We start from the raw sequence: 20488 nt of genomic DNA, 5'->3' as shown, positions 1-20488 counted from the left end.
ACTTTTGCGTAACTGACATAGGCACAAACGGCAAACAACCAGCCAACCCAACAAGTACTGTGCACCAAGCACTCCAATAGCGCACACTTGGACTGCCGGCGGGAAAGGTCAAAGTACGACACTCAACACCGATACCCGTCGCAGCAGGGATGATGAACACGATCAATGAGGTGAGCGGTATGAGACGATGGCTCAAGTGGGGATTGATATCCGTTTTTTCCGTAGTGGGGATTGCCATCATCACAGTGGTAGCCTTACTACTACTGGTTGACCCCAACAGCTATAAACCCCAACTCAAAGCTTTAGCGGCCCGCCAAGGTCTCCAGCTGGAGATGCCAGGAGAGTTGAGTTGGAGCTTTTACCCACGGCTGGGCTTCAACCTCGGAGAAACCTCGGTGACCCCACTCGAAGGTCCTGAGACACAAAACCCATTGGCCGCGATCGACAGTGCCCAGGTGGGACTTGCTCTGATTCCTTTGTTTTCGGGCCAGATCCAAATCGACACTTTAGCCTTAGTGCGCCCCTCCATTTATCTCTACCGAAATGCCGAAGGTGATAGCAATTGGGCCCATCTGACCCCCTCGACGGAGACTCATGCCACCAGCGAAAAAGAGACAGAGGCCGTCACCTCTGAGCCCACCTCTTCAACGCAAAAGCCAATGTCTCTGGCGATTGATCAGCTCAGCATTGAACAGGCTCAAGTTAAACTCGACGACCAAACCAGCGCCTTAACAATGGGCTTGCAAGAGTTCAATCTGCTGGCCCATAACGTCTCATTGAACGCACCTTTCCCACTGGAAGTTTCCGGGCGTTTGAAAGGCCAAACAGGGCAAGGGAATCAAGCGATGCCCGTCGATGTACAGTGGTCGTTGGATACCCTGATACAAGTTCAACTCGATGCACAGCACTACCAACTGCAAGACCTGACGTTTAAGGTCAGTGCAGCTCAGCCGAAAATTGCACAAGGTCCACTGGATCTGACTATACGCGGCTATCTGAATGCCGACTTGGGACAGGACATGATCGACCTGCCGATCACGCTTACGCTGGCGAATATGTCATTACCGCCAGATCCCAGCGGGCACGCGCTAGGGCTCGACAACACTCGCCTGGATCTGGGTTTGAAATTTAAGCCCAATGCGCAACAGCTCGATCTGAACCGCTTTAGCCTGACGGGCGATCTGCGCAGTCCAACCCAAGCAGCCAATAGTGACATGCTGCCGTTCAGTGTGAGCTTGAATGCAAAAGCTGACCTAAAAGCCCAACAGGCTCAGCTGCAACACTTTCAGGGAAAACTCGCCGAGCTGGTATTAAGCGGCCAAGGACAAATCTCGCAGTGGGCTGAACAAGCAAAAGGCGAAGCCAATTTCAGCCTCAAAACGGATCAGCTCAAGACATTACTGAGCCAACTGGGAATCGCCCTACCTGAACGACAGGACCCGGAAACATTAAAAGCCATGACGCTGTCACTGACCGCCGCGCTAGGCTCACAGCAGCTCAATATCAAGCCATTAAAGCTGACCCTGGATCAAACGACCTTCGAGGGCACCGCCGGGTATGGGTTGGACGATGGGCAAATTCGCCTGAACCTGTCAGGCGATCAACTGGATGCGGACCGTTATTTACCACCACCGGCCACCAACACGACAGACAGTACGCCAGCAGAAGTGCCGCAAGATCCCAACCAACCGACCGCACCAATGGGAAAAGGGCCAGGCAACCAAGCGCCGTTACTCCCTGTTGAGACCTTGCGTCAGCTGAACCTGGATATCGCAACACAATTACAGCAATTGAAAATCCAAGGCCTCACTCTGAACAATAACCGGTTAGCGCTCACGGCTCGTGACGGCAATATCCAACTGACCCATGCCGATACCGATCTCTACCAAGGTCAATGGCGTGCACAGGGTCAGATCGATGCCCGTCGTGATCCATTACAGCTGTCCTTCACCCAAACATTGAAGCAACTTGACTTAGCGCCACTGTTGAAAGACCTAGGCCACCCCGACAAGCTAGCCGGCACCTTGGCACTCAACGGGGAATACAAGACACGAGGCAATACCTTGCCTGACTGGAAACAACACTTGAATGGTCAAGGTAAGCTGAATATTGATGATGGCGTCTTACATGGCATCAATATTTCACAAACCCTGTGTCAGGCCGTTGCTCGCGTGCAAGACCGACAGAGCCAGCGCGACTGGTCTGAGGGCACAGAGTTCTCCAACTTCTCAGCCGATGTCGATATTCAAGATGGCCGCATCAAAAATGAGCCGCTCGTCATGGCCATTCCGGGGATTGAAATCAGTGGCGGCGGTTTTTTTGATCTCACGCTTCAAGATTTTCTCTACAACCTCGGCGCACGCTTTAAGCCAGACGCAGAACAAGGCGTTTGTACTGTCACCGAAGCGCTGGCCCGAGTCCGCTGGCCCTTACAATGCCAAGGTAATCTGGGAGAAGAAGGCCGCATAAGTTGTGGCGTCGATACTCGCAGTATTGGCGATGCAGTGAAGACCATGGCCGAAGAAAAAGCCCGCGAAAAAGCCGCTGCCGAGCTTCAGCGGGGCCAGGAACGGCTCCAGGAAAAAGTCGATGAAAACCGTGAAAAAGTGAAAAATAAAATCGATGAGGAACTTAATCGCGGCCTAAGGCATCTATTTAAAAAGAAAGAGCAACAGTAATGCCGTTTAGCGGGTTGTGATGACCCGTTGTGATCAAGAGTTGTTTTAAGGTTGAGGGTTGTTTTAAAGCACTATTGCGAACCCGTCGTTATCAAGCAGTCGTTTTGAAAGCAGTCGTTTTGAAAGCAGTGAAATCATCTATTATCGCCCCGCGAGGATCGCGGGGCTTTTTTTTAGGCTTCGAATCAAACACGGGAACTTTTAACGAATGGTCTTCACGGAAGGGCCTCAACCCCGCCATAATGACAAGCAAGTGAGACCTGAACGCTGAAACTCACCCATCACTTTTCGTCAATCGTGATATCTAATTTGAGCCCTGACCGACTGACATGACTGATCACTCTGCACCTGACACCTTTGCCCAACGTGTGCTGCGCTGGTTCGATCAACATGGGCGTAAGCACCTGCCTTGGCAACAGAACCAAACGCCTTACCGTGTTTGGGTTTCGGAGATCATGTTACAGCAGACTCAAGTGGCCACGGTCTTGGACTACTACGAACGCTTTATGGCGCGATTCCCGGATGTCGCCACATTAGCCACAGCAGCCCAAGATGAAGTGCTGCATCTATGGACTGGATTAGGTTATTACAGCAGAGCGCGTAACTTGCACCGCTGTGCTCAGACCGTCGTAGAGCACCATCAAGGTCAATTTCCGGTCGATGATGTGGACGCCATGTGTGCTTTACCGGGTATCGGCCGCTCCACTGCTGGCGCCATTATTGCGTTATCCACAGGCCAACGCGCCACCATTCTGGATGGCAACGTCAAGCGAGTGCTCACCCGCTACCACGCGATAGAAGGTTGGCCAGCCCAGCCCAAAATTGAGCGTCAACTCTGGGCAAAAGCCGAAGCCCATACCCCCGATTCGCGCGTGGGTGACTATACGCAAGCCATGATGGATTTGGGGGCGACACTCTGTACCCGCCGCCGCCCAACCTGCACTTGCTGCCCCTTGCAGATGGACTGCGCCGCTTATCATCAAGGGCTCGTCGACCAACTGCCAACGCCAAAACCGAAAAAAACCATTCCTGAGCGCAGCACCTGCATGCCACTGGTCACCTTGCCTGATGGCCATGTGTTATTAAAACAGCGCCCAGCCGAAGGGATTTGGGGTGGCCTTTGGAGCCTGCCCGAATTTGAATCCAGCGCTGAAATGCATCATTGGTTAGCCTGGAAATGGGCCACCGCACCGGCCCAGGCGCTGAGCCGCGTCAGCCATACATTCACTCACTTTAAGCTCCAGATACATCCTTGGTTGGCACCGCTTAACGTCAGCGGCCAACCCACGACAACCGAAGGCTGGCGCTGGTACCATCCACAAAAACCTGATTCGATTGGCTTGGCAGCTCCTGTTAAAAAGCTGCTGGAGTCATTGCATCAACCCCAACAACTCTCGTTGACGGAGTCCGAGTAATGTCTCGCACTGTCTTTTGTCGTAAATATCAGCAAGAACTGGAAGGCTTGGATCAACCGCCTATCCCCGGCCCCAAAGGCCAGGAATTATTCGACACGGTATCCAAACAGGCCTGGCAAGCTTGGCTTACCCACCAAACCCGCTTGATCAATGAAAAGCACCTACGTGTCTTTGATCCAGAAGCACGCCAGTACCTGATGGAACAAATGGAACGCTTTTTAGATAACAGTGATGAACTGGAACAAGCCGAAGGTTATGTGCCGCCGTCATCTTGACAGCATAAACATCAGTGAGACGAGCCAACCTCCTCATTTTTTTGAAAAAAACCATAAAAAGAATAAAAAAATAGTTGACGATTCAAAACGAACCCTGTTTAATACGCACCTGTCGACGGGGCCAGATAGCTCAGTTGGTAGAGCAGGGGATTGAAAATCCCCGTGTCGGCGGTTCGATTCCGTCTCTGGCCACCACCGTCTACAACCCTGTTGCTGGGGTATCGCCAAGTGGTAAGGCACCGGTTTTTGGTATCGGCATTCCCAGGTTCGAATCCTGGTACCCCAGCCACTTCTCAGTCTGATGTTCATCAGACTTGCGTGCCGGCTTAGCTCAGTTGGTAGAGCAACTGACTTGTAATCAGTAGGTCGCGGGTTCGACTCCTGCAGCCGGCACCATTTTTCTTTCCTCCTTTGATGTCCAATCCTTTTAAAACACATTCATCATATAAATTATTTTCTCATACTCAATACATTAGAGTTGTCTTATATTTAAAGCCAACCTAGCCTTTTGCCAACCTCGTTGCCTAATATTCTCCGTGATCCATGCCGAATATGACGGCCTTAACCAAGCAAAAAGCAGCAAGTCAGAAAAAGTATGCAACAGGAGTTGACGCATCCAAGCGAACCTTGTTTAATACGCCCCTGTTGACGGGGCCAGATAGCTCAGTTGGTAGAGCAGGGGATTGAAAATCCCCGTGTCGGCGGTTCGATTCCGTCTCTGGCCACCACCGTCTACACCTGTTGCTGGGGTATCGCCAAGTGGTAAGGCACCGGTTTTTGGTATCGGCATTCCCAGGTTCGAATCCTGGTACCCCAGCCACTTCTCAGTCTGATGTTCATCAGACTCTGCGTGCCGGCTTAGCTCAGTTGGTAGAGCAACTGACTTGTAATCAGTAGGTCGCGGGTTCGACTCCTGCAGCCGGCACCACTTTCTTTCCTTTGCCTTTGATGCAGCCACCAGTGATACCGTGGCGAGTCGCTAGCCCTTCATTCTAACGCTCCCCCTCTTTTCTTTTTCTTTAGTTTTTCTCTGGCATACTGATCTCTCTTATCTCTGTCATTACACCTCTCCATCTCGAATCGCCTCCATACATTAGAAACACCAAATATATGAATCGCTCGAAATTTATGGCATAAACCGCTTGAAACTTATGAGCTTGAGAGTTTCATCAGCACTAATCCAGAGACGATCAGCATCGCGGCCACAAGGCGCATCGGGTTTAACGATTCGCCCAAGAGTATGATTCCGATCAGAAAGGTCCCCACGGCGCCAATTCCAGTCCAAATCGTGTAAGCCGTTCCCAAGGGAATTGTGCGCATGGCGATGGATAAGAGCGAAAAACTGGCCAACATGGCGACAAAAGTGATCGCCGAAGGCAGCAACCGACTAAAACCGTAGGATTGCTTCATGGTGTAAGCCCACACGACTTCAAGGACACCGGCGACGAATAAATAGATCCAAGCCATAACCGCTCCAAAACGATGAGTGCCAGGCCGTCCTGGTCATGATTACCCACTATCGGGAGAGGTCGTCCTCATTTATCGGTGGCTAAACTACGCAAGATGAACATGATCATCAACTGAAGATTTATGGCCATTCTCACGGCAGAGACATATGAGCGTCTGCTTTAAGCAACACAAGTGTGTTGATTTATATTCCTGTAGGATTTCATGCATATCTTATCCAAGACTGGAAAGATATCAGCCATATCATGGCAAAGTCTGATCAGAGTCTCTCAAAAAGGCATGTAAAACCGGGTCGATCATATTGAGCCGTCTCCCATAAGCACCACCTAAATAAGGGAGAGAAGAGTGTTACAGCAAAGTTTGTTGAATTCAAACGACACCTGATTTCAAGCACAAGATTATTCTCAATAAACATTAATTAAATATTGGAGTTATGTTATGGACGAGCAGCAAGAAAATTACTGGGGCATGCCACTCAACACATTCTGTATGTTGATGCATCTTAGCCAATTCGCAAGCATTATTGCACCAGGCCTAGGCATTATTCTCCCGATCATTATGTGGGCCACTAACAAAGATAAGAATGCAGTGATCGACCAAAATGGCAAGATCATCTTCAACTGGTTTATTAGCATGCTTATTTTTTCTATTGTATGCGCCTTGTTATGGTTTTTTGTGATTGGCATGATCGGGTTCATTGTCCTGGCCATCGCTAACTTGATATTCGCCATTATCGCTGCGGTTAAAGCCAACCAAGGGGAAGTTTGGCCTTATCCTTTAAGCATTAAATGTTTCAAATATTAATTTGATTAAAACAAAGATCACCACACTCAACAACAGCGAATACTTATAAATTCTTCATGCATGAGGCACCCCGTGACTCATGCATGAATACCAATAGATTCACGAACCCAGCAGCTTTACTGACTACAATCAGTTAACAAGCATAAGAGAAACACACCACATGAATATTCAAGGACGACCTGAGGCGATTAAAAAATCCATTACGCTTATCGTCATCATTGCACTGCTCAGCATCTCATTAAATCTATTTAATCTTTACGACTTCAGGCATCAACCGGGGTTCAAAGAAGCCCTGTCAATACAGTTAATATTCAATAGTTTATATTTATTACTGCTCTATAAAATCTGGACCGGACGCCACTGGGCGCGAATTATGTTTACCCTCTGGATCACCATTCAACTCATTTACAACATCTCGTTCTACACACGCAACATGATACCTTTAACGGCGTTCCCGATGCGCACAGCCGCATCATACGTCTTGATTATCATTGGGATTATTTTAATGTTCACTCCCGCCTCCAATGCCTGGTTCAAAGCCATGTCCGTAAAGCTCAAATCAGCACCGGATAAAGATTAAGGTAACCATCATGGATCACCCTATCGCCCTCACGGGTGGGCCGGGATCAGGCAAAACCACCGTGATTAACTGCCTTCAAGCGCTCGGTTATGCGACAACGCCTGAAGTGGGGCGCCGTATCATCCAAGCCCAAATCGAATCAAACGGATCCGCATTACCTTGGCAAGATAAAACCGCTTTTCGCGACCTCATGCTGCAGGCTGAGATTAAACACTATGAATCCAGCGTCAGTCAGACACCGCCCGTCTTTTGCGACAGAGGCGTCATCGATGTCTATGGCTATAGCTTACTCGAACAGTTAACACTGACGACGCCATTGATTCAAAGCTGCCAACAACTTCAATACCATCACCGTGTTTTTATCTTCCCGCCCTGGGCGTCTATTTTTATGAATGATGCTGAACGCAAACAAGACTTTAGCGAAGCCGTCGCCACCTATGATGCGATGATCTCCGCCTATCACACTTTTGGCTATGAACTGATCGAAGTGCCCCAACAGTCACCCGATCAACGGGCTCACTTCATCTTGGATATGCTCAAGTCGGCATAAGCGATTGAGTGATCTCGTGCTAGCAAAGGGCTGCTCTGTGTGAGTACTGAAAACCCCCTCACAAATTATACAGGCGACAATGTTTCTATAGCATCCTCTCTTCTTGGCCCATCAATCATCATCACTTGATGTAGATAATCATCTAATGCACTGATGACCTGACGATTACAAACCTCCATCCCCTCCAGGTGCTCAACAGCTTGAGACCATTGAGCATTTTCATAAGCGATAAGTGCTTGCTGAGCATGATGATGTGTCTGTTGATGGGGGGTTTCAAAAGTGATCGCCAATTGAGCTAATGAGTCATTATTTTTCTGTTGATACCACTGCCCTAATAAACACGCTTCAGAGCTAACAATCGGGCTTAGCGGCTCTAGCCCAAACATTTGCTTGTAAACAGCAAACTTCAATCTCAACTCATCTAACGATGCTAACTCAACATGAGATAAATCAGTGCCAAACTGGATCGAATGGGAAACTTCTTGGCAGCGTTGATCGACAGCAGTCAGACATGTACCGGCATGCCCTAACAAGGTTTGCGCTTTCATCACTTGCTGATCAATGTCATCCAACTGCTGACTATTCAATGTCGACGCTTGGTGAATATTTTCCACTTGTTCACCAATCGTATGAGCAGCCCCTGCGGAGTTGGAAGCCAAAGCCCTGACCTCTTCAGCAACCACGGCAAAACCTCGTCCCTCCTCGCCTGCTCTAGCAGCCTCTATCGCCGCATTTAAAGCCAGCAGGTTTGTTTGTGCGGCGACATTCTCAATACACAGCACACTCTCATTGATCGCATCCGCTTGCCGACTCAACTGTTTTTGTCGGTGATTAATATCCTCCAGCTGTGCAAAAAGTTGATGCAACTCATTATGAGCTTCATTGAATCTTTGATGACTTAAGCGGCTTTCAGAGTGCGTTTTATCCATTAAATTATTGGCAGTATCAAGCGCAGTATTTAAATTATAAAACGCTGTTGTCACACTCTTTAACGACTGATCAAAAGATAACAACTGAGAAACAACACGCTGATGCCATTGCTGCTTTTCGTTTAACGCATCAATCTCAAATTGTAATTGTTGCTCATGTTGACGAGACGCTGCCAACAGTTGGGTTAAGTGTTCATTTTCTTTTTTTTCTTCCGCCAACTGATTCGCCAGCGTTTTTGTTTTATTCCTATTCCATAGCGACATATCGACCCCTTAACCTGAAGAGGACCTCTGCCTTGTCAGAATGGCTTTTACTTATGAGTAATAAGTTGCGTCATTCATCCCGAAGTGAACAAAAGCCATGTTTCAGATCAGGCAGGGGCCAGCATTGTCTTATTAACTAGGAGGGGGTAATTCAAAACACGTGCCAACAACTCAAACACGGATTAAAAGGCATTTTAAAAGAATGCAAGGTCATATTTACCCTGTCTGAGTAGGTCAAAAATACCCGAAAGGGTCATAACAACCATAAAAATATTCGATATGAATATCTCGCATCAGAAAAATCTCTTGATTGACCATTAATGCTCATTCAACACACGCGCCAATTGCATTACCGCAGCACGCATCACCGTTTGATCCCAGCCTGCAAACCCTAGCACAATCCCTTGCCGGGCTTGTTGATCAGTTGCGGCTTGATAAAGGCTCAGTGCCCGACTGCCCACGCCCACAGCCGCGAGTCGAGCTTCCAACGCCCGATCACTCCAGGTGACGGGTAATCCTAAGACCAAGTGAATCCCACCCCCCGCATCCAAACAAGGCCAATCAGAGGCAGGCGTCTCGGATAACAGTGAGAGTAACTGGCTTCTCCGCTTGGCATACAGCCGCTTCATCCGGCTTAAATGACGATCATAGTGACCTTCAGCCATCCAGAGGCCTAAGGCCCGTTGAGTCAATGATGACAAGCCACCATCCGCATAACGGCGCAATTGAAGCACTGCCTCCACTTGATCTTCTGGCAAGACCAAATACCCCAGGCGTAAACCAGGAAACATGGTACGACTGAAAGTCCCGGTATAAATAACACGCGGGTGAGCACTTAACGAAAAAAGTGAGGTATGGGCTTCGCCGACGGCAAATTCAGAGTCATAGTCATCTTCAATAATCCAGGCCCCGACATCATCAGCCCATTGCAATAAAGCCAAACGGGCATGGGCATCCAATGAATGTCCCAGCGGGAAGTTACGCGAAGGCGTCACCAGTAAAAGCCGTGCCGTCGGGGGTAATTGAGCCTGAGCCAAAGCCTGCTGCGGCCAAAAGAGGCAGTCACCCCCTGCCGCCGCCATTGAATGTGCTGTCCCGGGAAAGCCTGGTGTTTCGAGCACCACCTTATCCCCTGGCGTCAGTAAGTGACGCGCAATCAAATCCAGCCCTTGCTGTGAACCCGAGGTCACGACAATCTGCTCCGGCGACACCCGCATGCCTCTTTGCCGTGCCAACCATTGAGCAATCTGGGCACGTAATAAAGGCTCTCCCGCAGGCGGGCTGGCCAACAAATGAGGGCTTCCACTGGCGCGCGCCAGACATTGACGCCACCGGTTGAGGGGAAAGGCATCCAACGCAGGAATAGCAGGCTGTAATGGCAGAGTGCGGGGCTCGGCCGCCACTTCTGCCCTCACTTCTGCAGCCACTAAAGTCTGACACTTAACCGGTGTAGTCGCATGCGATGCCTGATGCCGCTCGGGTAACCGAGCGACCTCGCTCCCTCGGCCCGGGCGGGCGTGAATAAATCCCTCCGCCTGCAACTGCTCATAAGCTGACTTAGCCGTATTGCGTGAGATGCCCAAAATTGAGGCTAACTGGCGCGTTGGCGGCAACTGACGACCGGAAGGTAGATCCCCCGATAAGATCATATCGCGCAATGCCATAAATAAGCGCCGGTACTGCGGCAAATGGCTTGGCTGCTCATCTAATGCTAAATAGAGGCCAAGTTCGCTACGCCCTGACGCCGATTCACGCATGCCTCATCTCCACACCATTTTCCAGGTAGATCACCCTATGGCTCCAGACCATTGGGCCTAAACGATAATACAAAATTGGGTCTTATAGAGACCCAAAAGCTAACGTACAGTCAAATCTCTTGTTGAGGAGATCATCATGCAACGTCCATCCAATCCCCCCAGCGCCCCCACACAGAAAACACAAGTTAAGCGGGGGGCGAAAAAGGCCCATTATGACCAAGCCACGCTATACGCCATCCTAGATGAGGCATTTGTCTGTCATGTGGCCGCGCAACAGGCTGACCACACCGGGTTACAGCCCACCCTTCACTGGCGTGAAGGGGATCGCTTATATATTCATGGCTCAAGTAAAAATGGACTCTTTCGTGCGCTTATTGAAGGTGCGGAGGCCTGTATTGGCGTGACGCTGCTGGATGGTATTGTCTTTGCCCGCTCAGCATTCCATCACTCGGTCAATTACCGTAGCGTGATTATTTACGGTTACGCCAAACCGATTATTGAACCTCAAGAAAAGCGTCGATTACTCGATTTGATGCTGGAAAAATTCAGCACTGGCCGATCGCAGGAGGCCCGACCGCCGAACGAGAATGAACTCAAGGCAACCGATGTGCTGGCTTTTGAGTTAACAGAAATGTCGGGGAAATTGAGAACTGGGGGGCCGGTCGATGATGCCGCCGATATGGCCTTACCGATCTGGGCGGGCGTGAAACCATTAACGCGTCAGTGGGGCGAAATCGACTATGATCACGCCCCCATTGATCACACCAGCCCATCCCAGTAAAACAGGGCTGATCACTCACCCCATATTCATACCCACTACGGGGTATAAAGAGGCCACCAGCAGTAACGCCATCGTCACATTAAACACGCGATACCGCAAAGGGCTCTTCAACCACTGGCGCAAGATCATCCCCAGCCAAGCCCATACTGCAATCGCTGGGAACGCCACCAGGCCGAAAGCCCCCGCCACCCATAACGCGGCCCCCAACGTTTGCTCGGGGGCATACAAGGTGGTAGCAGAGAACCCCATAGCCCAGGCTTTGGGGTTCACCCACTGAAAGGCAGCGGCCTGCATAAAAGTCATCGGAGACCCCGCCGCTGCGGCCTCTTTTAACGGGGCGGCGGTGGCCACTTTCCAAGCCAACCAAAGTAAATAAACAGCCGAGACCATACTGAGCACGGTGCTCAATACCGGGTAGGTCTCAAACAGCGCCATCAGGCCGCTACCGACAATCAAAATCAGCAATGTAAACCCAAGCACAATCCCCATCATATGCGGCAATGTTCGCTTAAATCCGAAGTTGGCCCCCGAGGCCATGAGCATTAAATTATTCGGCCCTGGGGTGACGGTCGTGACAAATGCAAAAGCCGTGAGCGCAATTAAGATCGAGATATTCATCAATAGGGGTCTTTGAGTGAGTGACTTTTGAGCGGTCTGTTTTTTGAGCCTTTGAACATTCGAGCCCTTAAGCTTTTGAACTCAAGACTCAAATTGCGTTAAAGTCTGAACGGGCCGCAACAAACACAATTTTAAAAAACAAACTGCACAATTTTTGACTCAAACAACTCTAAAATCGATTGCCGACACAACAAACAGCGATTATGGACACACTAGACCGCAAGATATTGCAAACCCTTCAGCAAGATGCCCGCATGAGCAATGTGCAACTGGCACAAGCCGTTAACCTGTCCCCTTCCGCCTGTTTACGTCGCGTACAAGCCTTAGAAGAAAGCGGTGTTATTCGAGGGTATCGCGTGATCACCGATCCAGAACAGATGGGCAAAGGATTTTTAGCCTATATCACGGTGGGGCTGTCATCACATACCAAAACCGCTCAGGAAAACTTCGAAAGAGCCATGTACATCGCTGATGAAGTCGTGGAATGTCACAATGTGGCCGGTCGCTTTGAGTACTTGCTTCGAGTCGAAGCGCGAGACTTAGCCCATTACAAGTATTTCCACACCGACATTCTCGGCACACAACCTCATGTCAGCGCCATCAGTACTCACATCGTGATGCACTCAGCCAAAGACGAAAGAGGTTAACCCAGCCGAGGCTCAATTCAGTTGGGCTCATCTATTCAGTCTTGTTTATCGCCGCTCATTTCAGTGAATAGCCAATATAGATGAATCGGCGTATGGTAAAACCGGTTTAAATGGCATGCCATTAATGCCTATCCCAAGATCAGTCTCTAACTGACGGCGACCCCCTCTATTTTCTACTTTCACACCGCTCATCGCTGGGCGCCTGTATGACACAAGAAGGATGATTCATGTCAGACCATGTTTTCGAACGCATTACAGTCCCTGAGCCGCTGCTGGATACATTACGTCAATTATTGGGTGATCGACTCAGCACCAACACCGCGATTCTCACTCAGCATGGTACCGATGAAGGCTGGCATCAGGCCTCTCCCCCTGATGCGGTGGCGTTTGCACGCAGCACCGAAGAAGTCGCCACCATCGTCAAGCACTGTGCAGAACATCAAGTGCCGATTATCCCGTTTGGCTGTGGCTCATCGCTTGAAGGTCATATCGCGGCGATTCATGGCGGGATTTGTATTGATCTCTCCCAAATGGATCAGATTTTAGAGGTCAATGCCGAAGATCTGGACTGTCGGGTACAAGCGGGCGTGACCCGTGAGCAACTCAACCAAGACTTACGGGCTACCGGCTTGTTCTTTCCCATTGACCCCGGCGCTAATGCCTCAATTGGCGGTATGGCCGCTACCCGTGCTTCAGGTACCAACGCAGTACGCTATGGCACCATGCGCGACAATGTATTGAACCTCACGGTGGTCACCGCCCAAGGTGACATCATTCGAACAGGCAACCGAGCACGGAAATCATCTGCAGGTTATGACTTAACCCGTTTATTTGTCGGTTCCGAGGGCACCCTGGGCATCATCACTGAAGTGAGCCTGCGTCTTTATGGCATTCCTGAAGCCATGAGTGCTGCGACCTGTGCTTTCCCAAGTGTGGATGCGGCTGTGGATACCGTGATTCAGACCATACAAATGGGGATTCCTGTCGCGCGCATTGAATTGCTTGATGAGCTACAAATGAAAGCCATCAACCGCTATGCCAATATGCAACACCCTGAAGCCCCTATGTTATTTTTTGAATTTCATGGCACACCGGCCTCGACTCAAGAGCAAGCCGAACAAGTAGAAGCCATTGCTCAGGATTTCGGCGCTCAAGCGTTTCAATGGGCCAGCCGCCAGGAAGATCGGAATGCACTATGGGCTGCACGTCATAAAGCCTATTACGCCGCCATGAACTTCCAACCGGGCAAATCAGGTATGCCGACCGATGTCTGTGTGCCTATCTCGCGTTTGGCTGAAGCCATTAGGGAAACCCGCGAAGACTGTGATGCCAGCCCTTTAACCTGCCCGATTGTTGGTCATGTTGGAGATGGCAATTTCCATACGCTCATCTTGCTCGATCCGAATAACCCCGATGAAGTTACTGAGGCCAACCGATTGCATGACCGGATGGTCGAGCGCGCATTACGTTTAGGGGGAACCTGTACCGGCGAACATGGTATTGGATATGGCAAACTCAACTTTATGCAAACCGAGCATGGCGATGCCTATTTGGCCATGATGCGCAGTATCAAGCAGGCGCTAGACCCGCACAACCTGATGAACCCAGGCAAGCTGGTTCCGGCTGAGAGCTCACACTAACTTCGGCTCAGCATGGCGGTCACCATGACCGCCATGCCAATACGTTTTGTTAGGACATAGAACACTTAGGGCATAAAACACTTAGAGGGTTTGAGCCCCCCGAACGCCGACAAAAATTGAATACACCGAGGTGTTGGCGGTAATAAATAAGCGATTATTTTTCAGGCCACCAAAGGTCAGATTCGAGACCACTTCAGGGATAAAGATTTTCCCCAACAAAGTCCCCTCTGGCGAAAAGCACTGGATACCATCTCCAGCGCTGGTCCAGACATTCCCTTCAACATCTAAGCGCAGACCATCGGGAATTCCCGGTTCGATTTCGGCAAAGATCCGCGAAGTCCCCAAGCGGCCCTGGGAATCCAACTCAAATTCACGGATATGATGAGCGCCGTCGGGATCATGCGTACGGGCAGAATCCGCCACATAAAGTCGACTGAAATCCGGCGAGAAGGCTAAGCCATTTGGCTGCTGGAAATCATCACCGACACACGTCACTTCCCCCGTGTGACCGTCAATCCGATAGACATGAGAACCGGTTTGCTCCGGTTCTGCCTGAAAACCTTCATAGTCGGTAAGAATGCCGTAAGTCGGATCACTGAACCAAATAGAACCATCCCGGTGCACCACCACATCATTGGGCGAGTTCAGTCGTTTCCCCTGATACGCATCGGCCAGTGTGGTGATCCGGCCATCCAGTTCTGTTCGGGTCACACTGCGCGTGCCATGTTGGCAGCTGACCAAGCGGCCTTGACGATCACGGGTATGACCATTGGCATAATTTGATGAACGACGATAAGTCGACACCCCGACCTCCGGCAACCAACGCAAGATGCGTTCATTCGGAATATCGCTCCACAGCAAGTAGCCACCGTCATTAAACCAAACCGGCCCCTCCGCCCAACGACAGCCTGTGAATAAGCATTCCAATTGCGTATTCGGTAATATCAGTCGGCGAAAGCGCGGGTCAATCACGTCATATTCAGGTTCCGAAAGTGACACGGTATCAACATGAGTGGCGGATAATTGAGATGCATACATACGAGAGCTCCTTCCATTGAGACACCAACAACACATTTAGCGCGCCTTCGCTTGACTAACAGCACTGCCGCTCACAGCGGTAATCACCGCAATGATGATGCAGCCCGTCAATATCATGCGCACGCCAGCCCCCAGGCCAAAGGTATTCAACATACTGACCAACAGATAAAGAAAAATCGATGCCCCCCACACGCCCGGCACATTTGAGCAGCCTCCACCGACCGAAGTCCCACCGATCACGACGACGGCGATAGAAGCCAATAGATACTCCTCGCCCATCGATAAAGAAGCCCCTCCCGAGAAACCGGCCAACAAAAGGCCGCACAGTGACGCCATCAACCCACTGACCATATAGACACAACAGCGAATGCGCTCCACCGGAATCCCGGCTAATGCTGCGGCCCGAGGATTCTGGCCAATTGCCAGGGCGCCCCATCCCAAACGAGTGCGTTTAAGCAAAATTGCCATCATCAGCGCCAACAACATCACTAAGAGCGCCACCCAAGGCACCCCGAGCACCTTACCCGTGGCAAACTGATAGACCCCTTCGGGAGGCTGAATGCGGACACTCCGGCCATATACAATGGCAACCGATAACACCAGAAAGCTGGAGGACAAGGTGGCAATAATCGGCGGAATCCGCAGCAGTCGAATCAAGACATAATTGAATAAGCCAATACTCAACCCGCAACCGACAACCGCCAGCACGCCGAGCCCAATCAGACTGTCCTGTTGATTCATCACCTTCATCGCTAGAGCACCACTGAGTGCAATATTCGCTGGAATCGATAAATCGATATTGCCAGGCCCGGTGGTGATCACCAGCATTTGTCCCAACCCCGCCACCGCAAAAAAAGCGGAAAAGCTCAGCGCCCCTGAGAGTAATTCCCCTGCCCCAGCGCCACCGGTAAAGCTCCAAGTCGCGATCAATACCAACACGGCCGCAACGTATGACCAGATCCACGGCCGAGCGGCCCAAGCTTGGCGGTTTAGCGTGGCTTGCATTAAGCGATTCATGAGCGGGCTCCTATCCGGTTGGCCAACGTTCGTAACGCCAGCACAATGATCAAAATGGCCCCTTGGGCACCGATCTGCCAATCCGGTGCGATATGAATAAACGACAATAAGGAGCCCGCTAACACCAGGGTTAACGCGCCGAGCACGGCCCCGATGGGGGCAATACGGCCACCCACAAACTCCCCACCGCCTAGAATGACGCCAGCAATTGATAGCAAGGTATAACGCATCGCGATACCGGCATCGGCTGAAGTGGTCAGCCCCACCAGACATAACCCCGCCAGAACACCGAAGACACCGGCGAAGGCATACAAGGTCACCCGGGCTTTAAACAAGGACACCCCACTTTTCGCGACCGCCTGAGCATTACCGCCAGCGCCCCGTAAACGCACCCCCAAGGTAGAACGCACCATCAATAAATGAACCAATAGCGCCAGCACAACCGACGCCACAATGGCCAAAGGGACCCAAGGTGTTTTAATCGACACCAGTGTACGCAACCAATCTGGTGCTGAGCCTCCAGGCGAAGGCAATAGCAAGATGGCCGCACCTGACCAGACGAATGACATCCCCAAAGTCACGACAATCGCAGGCAATTGGCGAAGATGAATCAAAGCCCCTAAGAGTGCGTAAATACCCACACAAGCCAATAACGCTAGTGCCCCAGCGACGGGGTGCGTATTCAACCAAGTAGCGGCGACGCAGGCCACAAAACTGATGAAAGCACCCAGCGATAAATCCAGATCATTAATCGCAATCACCATCATCTGAGCAATCGTGGCGAGCGCAATCGGCACGGCCAGATTCAACATCAAATTCAGGCCAAAATAGCTCATGGCCCGTGGTTGCATCACAAAAATGGCCAACAGCAATAGCGTCAATGAAAACGCGGGCAACAAGGTTCTCAATAAGCGCGGAATATGAGCCCGCCACTCGGGGGAACCGACCAGAGACGTCGGTGGTGATGTCGAAGATGAAGTGGCTGCCGATGCAGAGGCAGAAGACGAAGAAGAGGATGATGACAGGATCGAGCGCTGACTCAACATACAACGTCCTCCTCAAATGAACTACTCAATACGCGTGCTTCGCTCAACTCACTCAGCGGAAAACCTTCCACCGCCTGCCCATCACGAAAAACATAGATATGATCGCAGTAACTCAGCTCTTCAAACTCAGTGGTATACCAGATAAAAGTCCGCCCTTTGGCTGCCTCAGCTTGAATACGCTCATACACTTCGCGCTTGGTGCCCACATCGACACCCCGCATCGGGTCATCCATCAGAATTAAATCCGCACTGGCCCCTAATGCGCGCGCAAACAGCACCTTCTGCTGATTGCCGCCAGAGAGTGACCCCATGGGGTTCTGAACACTAGGCGTCCGAATCCCCATTTCATGCTGCCATTGGTTGGCCATAGCCATGACTTTTTGGCGCTCGATCAAACCATACTGACTCAGCCCTTTGAGAGACGTAATCGCCATATTTTCGGCGATAGACCACAACGGAAAAATGCCCTCAGTTTGTCGATCTCCGGCCACAAAGGCGACTTGGCCCGCCCCTTGTCGCGACATCAAGACCTTATTCAAAAAAGCACTTTGTCCATGTCCCGCCAGCCCCGCCAAACCAATAATCTGGCCTTGCCGGGCCTCAATTACAGGCGTATGGGCCGCTGGCCCACTGGCTTGATGAACTCGAAGGGGCGCATTGCTAGCGCCAGAAGTCATCGACTCAGAAGCCGTCGGATCAGCCACAGAGCTCTCATTTGAGCGCACATCAGACTGAGTGTGAGTTGGTGATGCCGCATGCCCCATGGCTTCAACCAAAGAGTCCCGGGTATAATCAGTCGCCTGCCTCACCTCAACCACATGGCCATCCTGCATCACCGCAATACGGTCACAGCTGGATAACATTTCATCCAAGATATGGCTGATGAGCACTAGGCTGCCTCCCCCTTCGACAAAGCGCCGCACAAAGCTCAACAGCTGCTGAGCGACACGTGCATCTAGCGAAGAAGTCGGCTCATCCAAGATCACTAATTCAACGGGCCTGTCGACGGCGGTAAATGCCCGCGCAATTTCCACCATCTGGCGTTGACCAATCGAAAGGTCCGCCACAATGTGCTGAGGCTTAATGCCATGACCTGGAAAGATTTGATCTAGCGATGAAGTCATCTGCGCCGCCGCTTGCTTGCGCCACTGCCAGCCACGAATTTCGGGGCAGGCAATATGGGTGTTTTCCAAAACGCTCAAATTAGGGCACAAAGAGAGTTCCTGAAAAACGCACCGAACCCCCAAGGCGCGAGCCTGATTCACCGCATAATCTTGACCCAGAGGCTGGCCCGCGAATGTCATATCGCCTTCATCCAGCGCTAATGTCCCCGCGAGAATATTCATCAAGGTCGATTTACCGGCACCATTATGGCCAATCAAGCCCAGGCATTCGCCCCGACGAATCGTCAAGGTCACATTAGAAAGTGCCTTCACCTGCCCAAAGGATCGGCTGACGTGACACAGCTCGACCAACCCTTGAGTATGGGTATGCTGACTCATGATCTCCTCCTTAACGGGCGACGACTGAGTCGACGCCCGCCTGGATTATTCAGCCGATTGAGATGAGGTTGCCGCCTTCAATGACAACGCATCATCAACGGTGTAAGGCTCAGTGAGAATGGAGCCAGGAGCGAGTCCGTCCAAGGCGTCATCCAATGTATCTTGGGTCACGCGAGTCGGCGGGGAGCGGAGATCTTTGGGAAATTCATGGCCATCTAGAATCTGCTGAGCGACCCAAAAGGCCAGCGATGAGATGCTGGGAGAGCTGGAAATGGAGAAGGTCTCATAACCATTGGCCTGATGCTGCTTTTTCCACCAGGACAGTTCGGCTTCACGATTCCCCATAACAATGATCGGCAAAGGGCGCCCGGAGTTCTCAAAAGCCTGCGCCACGCCAAAGCCATCATCGCCTTGTGTCACCACGGCATCAATGCGGGGCAAACTCGGTAAGACCCCAGCCACCGCTTTCTGAGCCGCCGTCTGAGACCAATTACCATGCACCGAACCGACCACCTTCAACTGGGGGTGCTTATCAGCACCGGCTTCAATCCCTTGATGAATTAACTCATCCACCGAGACACCGGCCAACCCTCTGACCTCCAGTACGTTGGCGCCGTCAGGAAAGCGCTGAGCAATGTAATCCATCTCCTCCACACCGCTGGCAGGGAAATCCATGGAGATACGATAAGCACAAGGCTCTGACACCACCCCATCAAATGACACCACGACAATACCGGCATCACAAGCCTGACGGACGGCCCCGTTCAGTGCTGTTGGAGAAGCAGCATCAATCACGATGGCATCATATCCTTGAAGGATCAGGTTCTGGATTTGAGCGGCCTGCTCAGTGGCTTGATTCTCCGCCGTGGTATAAGCATCAGCCCCCGCAATCAAGCCATCCTCAACGGCTTTTGATGTGGTCTTCTGCCAGCTTTCTAGCATGACTTGGCGCCAGGAATTACCGGCATAATTATTCGACAGTGCAATCCGGCGGTCAGCAGTATCCGCATGCGCGGTGGTCGTCAGCGCTGCCACCATCAGCACCAGCGCGGTTTGACTGAGTGAGCGTATAGACATGAGCATCCCTTGTTATTGTTGTCGGGTTGGTCGTTCTAAATGTTTAAATGCTTATTTTTTAAAAGCGTCTATCCAGTTCCGCTTGTCCATTAGCACCAGCAAAATGCACCCTATTGGGTCACGCCAGCGCTTTGTGCACTATTTGAGTTTATGGTTCACTGAAGGCCGGGTCAGTGAGGCTTAGCGCATGAATCAGGTGAACTCCTGCAAAAAAGCTGCGGGTTCCCGCAAAAAGCACACGTAAGTCCGTACCGCTGCGGCCTCCAAAAAAGCGTAGCGTTAACTGATCGGGCGCGAATCAAAGATGGCGCACCGAAACGAGGGCTCATCGAAAGAACGATTTATCAAAAAAACGACTCATTAAAAAAGACGGGCCATCAAACAAATAGCGATCAACACACGA

18 protein-coding genes and 6 tRNA genes are annotated in these 20488 nt (G+C 51.1%); 15 read left to right on the top strand and 9 right to left on the bottom strand.

What is annotated here, in order from left to right; translation table 11 throughout:
• The first annotated feature begins 149 nt into the window (after positions 1-149).
• The 9 genes from BFW38_RS00445 to BFW38_RS00405 all read left to right on the top strand — a co-directional run bounded on the left by BFW38_RS00445 (position 150) and on the right by BFW38_RS00405 (position 5296).
• Entirely contained in the window at positions 150-2678 is a 2529-nt protein-coding gene (locus BFW38_RS00445; RefSeq protein WP_084004359.1) for an AsmA family protein, read from the top strand.
• 329 nt (positions 2679-3007) lie between these two features.
• The gene (mutY, locus tag BFW38_RS00440) at positions 3008-4093 is read left to right on the top strand and encodes an A/G-specific adenine glycosylase (protein ID WP_068996621.1); all 1086 of its coding nucleotides are present in this window, start codon (positions 3008-3010) and stop codon (positions 4091-4093) included.
• Complete coding sequence (locus tag BFW38_RS00435) at positions 4093-4368, top strand: oxidative damage protection protein (protein WP_068996620.1); 276 nt, start codon at positions 4093-4095, stop codon at positions 4366-4368. The genes mutY and BFW38_RS00435 overlap by 1 nt, the downstream gene beginning before the upstream one ends.
• Before the next feature lie 119 nt (positions 4369-4487).
• A tRNA-Phe gene (locus BFW38_RS00430) sits at positions 4488-4563 on the top strand.
• 19 nt (positions 4564-4582) lie between these two features.
• Positions 4583-4657, top strand: a tRNA-Gln gene (locus BFW38_RS00425).
• A 31-nt stretch (positions 4658-4688) separates the two neighbouring features.
• Positions 4689-4764 (top strand) — tRNA-Thr (locus BFW38_RS00420).
• 256 nt (positions 4765-5020) lie between these two features.
• Positions 5021-5096: transfer RNA gene (locus BFW38_RS00415), tRNA-Phe, on the top strand.
• A 17-nt stretch (positions 5097-5113) separates the two neighbouring features.
• Positions 5114-5188 (top strand) — tRNA-Gln (locus BFW38_RS00410).
• A 32-nt stretch (positions 5189-5220) separates the two neighbouring features.
• Positions 5221-5296, top strand: a tRNA-Thr gene (locus BFW38_RS00405).
• Positions 5297-5517: 221 nt separating this feature from the next.
• Here BFW38_RS00405 and BFW38_RS00400 read toward each other — a convergent pair.
• Positions 5518-5835 carry a DMT family transporter gene (locus tag BFW38_RS00400; protein ID WP_068996619.1) on the bottom strand — a complete coding sequence of 106 codons (318 nt, stop codon included), beginning with the start codon at positions 5833-5835 and terminating at the stop codon, positions 5518-5520.
• A 438-nt stretch (positions 5836-6273) separates the two neighbouring features.
• On the opposite strand from BFW38_RS00400, the gene BFW38_RS00395 reads away from it, so the two are divergent.
• The 3 genes from BFW38_RS00395 (at position 6274) to BFW38_RS00385 (ending at position 7769) form a co-directional block, all read left to right on the top strand.
• Complete coding sequence (locus tag BFW38_RS00395; RefSeq protein WP_068996618.1) at positions 6274-6639, top strand: DUF4870 domain-containing protein; 366 nt, start codon at positions 6274-6276, stop codon at positions 6637-6639.
• Positions 6640-6799: 160 nt separating this feature from the next.
• Complete coding sequence (locus tag BFW38_RS00390) at positions 6800-7219, top strand: hypothetical protein (protein WP_068996617.1); 420 nt, start codon at positions 6800-6802, stop codon at positions 7217-7219.
• Between the two features lie 10 nt (positions 7220-7229).
• Complete coding sequence (locus BFW38_RS00385) at positions 7230-7769, top strand: AAA family ATPase (RefSeq protein WP_068996616.1); 540 nt, start codon at positions 7230-7232, stop codon at positions 7767-7769.
• A 65-nt stretch (positions 7770-7834) separates the two neighbouring features.
• Here BFW38_RS00385 and BFW38_RS00380 read toward each other — a convergent pair whose 3' ends face one another.
• Positions 7835-8962, bottom strand: coding sequence for a methyl-accepting chemotaxis protein (locus BFW38_RS00380; protein ID WP_068996615.1), 1128 nt, complete (start codon positions 8960-8962; stop codon positions 7835-7837).
• Between the two features lie 317 nt (positions 8963-9279).
• A complete protein-coding gene (gene pdxR, locus BFW38_RS00375) occupies positions 9280-10719 on the bottom strand; it encodes a MocR-like pyridoxine biosynthesis transcription factor PdxR (protein WP_068996614.1) in 1440 nt (479 codons plus the stop codon).
• A gap of 136 nt (positions 10720-10855) precedes the next feature.
• Between pdxR and BFW38_RS00370 the strand changes: the two genes are divergently transcribed.
• A complete protein-coding gene (locus tag BFW38_RS00370) occupies positions 10856-11500 on the top strand; it encodes a pyridoxamine 5'-phosphate oxidase family protein (RefSeq protein WP_068996613.1) in 645 nt (214 codons plus the stop codon).
• Between the two features lie 15 nt (positions 11501-11515).
• Here BFW38_RS00370 and BFW38_RS00365 read toward each other — a convergent pair whose 3' ends face one another.
• On the bottom strand, positions 11516-12118 hold the full coding sequence (locus tag BFW38_RS00365; protein ID WP_068996612.1) for a LysE family translocator: 603 nt from the start codon (positions 12116-12118) through the stop codon (positions 11516-11518).
• Between the two features lie 203 nt (positions 12119-12321).
• On the opposite strand from BFW38_RS00365, the gene BFW38_RS00360 reads away from it, so the two are divergent.
• Positions 12322-12765 carry an Lrp/AsnC family transcriptional regulator gene (locus BFW38_RS00360; RefSeq protein ID WP_068996611.1) on the top strand — a complete coding sequence of 148 codons (444 nt, stop codon included), beginning with the start codon at positions 12322-12324 and terminating at the stop codon, positions 12763-12765.
• A gap of 227 nt (positions 12766-12992) precedes the next feature.
• Positions 12993-14405, top strand: a complete 1413-nt coding sequence (locus BFW38_RS00355; protein ID WP_068996610.1) for an FAD-linked oxidase C-terminal domain-containing protein — start codon at positions 12993-12995, stop codon at positions 14403-14405.
• An 81-nt stretch (positions 14406-14486) separates the two neighbouring features.
• Here the strand turns inward: BFW38_RS00355 and BFW38_RS00350 are convergent, their stop codons facing one another.
• From BFW38_RS00350 to BFW38_RS00330, 5 genes are read right to left on the bottom strand one after another with little or no spacing between them, the layout of a single operon-like run.
• The gene (locus tag BFW38_RS00350) at positions 14487-15443 is read right to left on the bottom strand and encodes an SMP-30/gluconolactonase/LRE family protein (RefSeq protein WP_068996609.1); all 957 of its coding nucleotides are present in this window, start codon (positions 15441-15443) and stop codon (positions 14487-14489) included.
• 36 nt (positions 15444-15479) lie between these two features.
• On the bottom strand, positions 15480-16460 hold the full coding sequence (locus tag BFW38_RS00345; protein WP_218186336.1) for an ABC transporter permease: 981 nt from the start codon (positions 16458-16460) through the stop codon (positions 15480-15482).
• Positions 16457-17506: an ABC transporter permease gene (locus tag BFW38_RS00340; RefSeq protein WP_084004358.1), complete on the bottom strand. Its 1050-nt coding sequence runs from the start codon at positions 17504-17506 to the stop codon at positions 16457-16459. Before BFW38_RS00340 ends, BFW38_RS00345 begins: the two co-directional genes overlap by 4 nt.
• The gene (locus tag BFW38_RS00335) at positions 17500-19008 is read right to left on the bottom strand and encodes a sugar ABC transporter ATP-binding protein (protein ID WP_068996608.1); all 1509 of its coding nucleotides are present in this window, start codon (positions 19006-19008) and stop codon (positions 17500-17502) included. The genes BFW38_RS00340 and BFW38_RS00335 overlap by 7 nt, the downstream gene beginning before the upstream one ends.
• Positions 19009-19053: 45 nt before the next feature.
• Complete coding sequence (locus BFW38_RS00330) at positions 19054-20085, bottom strand: ABC transporter substrate-binding protein (RefSeq protein WP_068996607.1); 1032 nt, start codon at positions 20083-20085, stop codon at positions 19054-19056.
• Between the last annotated feature and the right edge of the window lie 403 nt (positions 20086-20488).

It is taken from the genome of Terasakiispira papahanaumokuakeensis (assembly GCF_001709345.1).
In the GTDB taxonomy this organism is placed as follows: Bacteria; Pseudomonadota; Gammaproteobacteria; order Pseudomonadales; family Halomonadaceae; genus Terasakiispira; species Terasakiispira papahanaumokuakeensis.
This window is presented reverse-complemented; position numbering and strand designations above follow the sequence as displayed.

Bases quoted from the DNA above. Each gene is read 5' to 3' on its own strand.
- BFW38_RS00445 (WP_084004359.1), top strand. From the start codon at position 150: ATGATGAACACGATCAATGAGGTGAGCGGTATGAGACGATGGCTCAAG.
- mutY (WP_068996621.1), top strand. From the start codon at position 3,008: ATGACTGATCACTCTGCACCTGACACCTTTGCCCAACGTGTGCTGCGC.
- BFW38_RS00435 (WP_068996620.1), top strand. From the start codon at position 4,093: ATGTCTCGCACTGTCTTTTGTCGTAAATATCAGCAAGAACTGGAAGGC.
- BFW38_RS00400 (WP_068996619.1), bottom strand. From the start codon at position 5,835: ATGGCTTGGATCTATTTATTCGTCGCCGGTGTCCTTGAAGTCGTGTGG.
- BFW38_RS00395 (WP_068996618.1), top strand. From the start codon at position 6,274: ATGGACGAGCAGCAAGAAAATTACTGGGGCATGCCACTCAACACATTC.
- BFW38_RS00390 (WP_068996617.1), top strand. From the start codon at position 6,800: ATGAATATTCAAGGACGACCTGAGGCGATTAAAAAATCCATTACGCTT.
- BFW38_RS00385 (WP_068996616.1), top strand. From the start codon at position 7,230: ATGGATCACCCTATCGCCCTCACGGGTGGGCCGGGATCAGGCAAAACC.
- BFW38_RS00380 (WP_068996615.1), bottom strand. From the start codon at position 8,962: ATGTCGCTATGGAATAGGAATAAAACAAAAACGCTGGCGAATCAGTTG.
- pdxR (WP_068996614.1), bottom strand. From the start codon at position 10,719: ATGCGTGAATCGGCGTCAGGGCGTAGCGAACTTGGCCTCTATTTAGCA.
- BFW38_RS00370 (WP_068996613.1), top strand. From the start codon at position 10,856: ATGCAACGTCCATCCAATCCCCCCAGCGCCCCCACACAGAAAACACAA.
- BFW38_RS00365 (WP_068996612.1), bottom strand. From the start codon at position 12,118: ATGAATATCTCGATCTTAATTGCGCTCACGGCTTTTGCATTTGTCACG.
- BFW38_RS00360 (WP_068996611.1), top strand. From the start codon at position 12,322: ATGGACACACTAGACCGCAAGATATTGCAAACCCTTCAGCAAGATGCC.
- BFW38_RS00355 (WP_068996610.1), top strand. From the start codon at position 12,993: ATGTCAGACCATGTTTTCGAACGCATTACAGTCCCTGAGCCGCTGCTG.
- BFW38_RS00350 (WP_068996609.1), bottom strand. From the start codon at position 15,443: ATGTATGCATCTCAATTATCCGCCACTCATGTTGATACCGTGTCACTT.
- BFW38_RS00345 (WP_218186336.1), bottom strand. From the start codon at position 16,460: ATGAATCGCTTAATGCAAGCCACGCTAAACCGCCAAGCTTGGGCCGCT.
- BFW38_RS00340 (WP_084004358.1), bottom strand. From the start codon at position 17,506: ATGTTGAGTCAGCGCTCGATCCTGTCATCATCCTCTTCTTCGTCTTCT.
- BFW38_RS00335 (WP_068996608.1), bottom strand. From the start codon at position 19,008: ATGAGTCAGCATACCCATACTCAAGGGTTGGTCGAGCTGTGTCACGTC.
- BFW38_RS00330 (WP_068996607.1), bottom strand. From the start codon at position 20,085: ATGTCTATACGCTCACTCAGTCAAACCGCGCTGGTGCTGATGGTGGCA.